The sequence below is a fragment of the Brevundimonas sp. genome, assembly GCF_031082345.1.
Classification (GTDB): domain Bacteria; phylum Pseudomonadota; class Alphaproteobacteria; order Caulobacterales; family Caulobacteraceae; genus Brevundimonas.
In genome coordinates, this window is the sequence record NZ_JAVHLH010000395.1 from 1 (window position 1) to 1572 (window position 1572).

General features: G+C 70.7%; 2 pseudogenes. One reads left to right on the forward strand and one right to left on the reverse strand.

The window, feature by feature from the left end:
• Positions 1-981 (reverse strand): annotated as a pseudogene (locus RDU12_RS15705) (hypothetical protein); the annotation flags it as partial.
• 204 nt (positions 982-1185) lie between these two features.
• Here RDU12_RS15705 and RDU12_RS15710 point away from each other — a divergent pair.
• A pseudogene (locus tag RDU12_RS15710) lies at positions 1186-1572 on the forward strand (hypothetical protein); the annotation flags it as partial.

Below are 1572 nucleotides of genomic sequence, written 5' to 3' on the forward strand. Positions count from 1 at the left end.
GAAGATCCTGTCGCCGCCGGCCGCGGACGCATCGACGCCGAGATGGTCGAGATGGGAGGTCACCAGAATGCATTCGCGCGCCAGGGCGGGATCGGTTCCGCCGACCATGCCGATGACGTTCGGGCTGGAGAAACGTCGCCAGTGATTTTCGGATTCGATCGTCATGCCTGAGGCGAGCGTGAAGGCCGGCAAGGGCTCGCCCCGGGCGGCGCGGGCCTGGATCCCGGCGAAATCGACCGGGGCGCCGTCGAAGACGTGGGCGGCCGCCACGCCGTCGAGGAGGGCCGAAAAGCGCATCGGAACGGGTCGATAGGGCTCACCGTCGTCCTGAAGCCAGTTGAAGAAGGGCTGGGCGAAGGCTGACCGCCAGTCGGCCCAGGACATGTCACCCGCCGCATCCCCGGGCCGGATGGGAACAAGGCCGGCGGCCCCGCGGGTCCGCGCCGCCTCGGTCCGGCCTTCCGAAAGGCGGTCGGCCTGCTCCGGGGTGAGGGTCGCGGGCGCCGCGTCATAATAGACGACGGCCTTTCCGCGAACGTCGAGGCCCTGATAGTCGTCGATTCCCAGTTCCGGATCGGCCAGGCCGTAGCCGGCGAACACGGCCCCACCGCTCCAGGTCTGGACGCCTTCCCCGGACATCACCGCCAGGGCGTGTTCCCCCAGCGGAAATCGCCGCCCGCCGATCGTCAGGCGCGGCTCGGGGTCGACGTTCGGAGTGCGTTCGACCAGCGGCGCCGGCTGGTACCAGCCGTTCGGAGCGGCGGGCTGGAGGCCGACGGCGTGGAACTGCGTCGCGACGTAGTGCGCGGCGAGGTCGAAGCCCCGGGTTCCCGTCCCTCGCCCTTCGAGCCGGTCGTCCGCCAGAAACTCCAGATGCGCCCGGACGGCCTCGGCGGAGAACAGCGGGGCCTCCGGCGCGGCGGGCGCCGGGCCGGCGAACAACAGCGCGGCGAAGGCGCCGGAGACCGCAAGATCGCGCATGCCGTTTTCGCTCCCTGTGCCCGACGCCAGTCATCCGGCATTTTCCGCCGCTGACAATCAGGAAAACCGCACCGGCGTCATCGACAGACCCGGCCCGGAAACAGACGAACGGTCAAGCCGAACCCGGACCGCGGCGCTGCGTTTGCAATGACAGCGAGAGGGACGATCATCAGTCCCGAAGCGGGACGGAGCGCGGGTCACCCCATGTTCGAATTCGGTCGGGACCTGAGGAAGCTGTTCGACAAGGCGCGCGAGAGCGACGACCTCGGCTGGCTGGAGCTGATCGGCGCCGATCTGGTCGAGGCCGAGGCGCGCCGCGAAGCCGTCGACGCCGGCCGCGTATCGTGCCCGCGCCCCTTCGATTGCTGGATCCGGGCCTCGGCGCTGTGGCGGGAGCACGCGCGGCGGACCGGACGGCGCGAGAGTCTCGATCGGGCGGCGAAATGCGCGTCGGACGCGGCGCGACACACGACCACCCCGGACCAGACCGCCGCGGCCGCGATCGAATCCGGAGAGATTCACCTGCTGCGCTTCGACCTGTTCGGCGGCCCGGCGACGCTGACGGCGGCCCTGGCCGACGCCCAGTCCCTC